Raw genomic sequence first — 515 nt, 5'->3', positions numbered from 1 at the left:
CAATTATGATAGTCATTGATAGTATAAATAAAGGTAACGCTTGGGCTAAGTAAAATCATATATTTGTACCACCACCCAAAATTGATACCTATAGTCACAATACCTTTACCTTTAGTAAGGAATTTATCTTTATAAGATTTGTTATCTATTTGATCCATAGCTATATCTGAACTTGAATCGTGTTTTAACTCCAAAATATATGTAACATGAGGTAATGAATTTAAAACAATATCTATTTTACCCTGATTGGTAGCATCTTCACTTTTTGGTTCCATATATGAGCATTCCAATATAGTATGCAGTACTGTATGGTAATAAGCTTCATTCTTATTTTGTCTTTGCTGAGACAAATTGAAAGGTATACCTGAAAATAGAGATTGAGCAATCTTTACAAATTCATCTATATCTACGTTAGATAGTGCTGTGTTTACTTTATTGGGAATATCGTATGCTTCTTTTCTTAAGTTTTTCTGTAAAGATTGCTCAATTTCTTCCGATAAAGAATTATAGAAAGA

Annotated in this window: 1 protein-coding gene; it reads right to left on the bottom strand. The window is 29.5% G+C overall.

The features are described from left to right. The coding region (locus CCPUN_RS04165) for a PD-(D/E)XK nuclease domain-containing protein (protein ID WP_191283884.1) at positions 1-515 on the bottom strand (515 nt) is incomplete at both ends.

It is taken from the genome of Cardinium endosymbiont of Culicoides punctatus (assembly GCF_004354815.1).
Lineage (GTDB): Bacteria > Bacteroidota > Bacteroidia > Cytophagales > Amoebophilaceae > Cardinium.
Note: the sequence above shows the minus strand (reverse complement) of the source record. Positions and strands in the feature narration are given on the sequence as shown.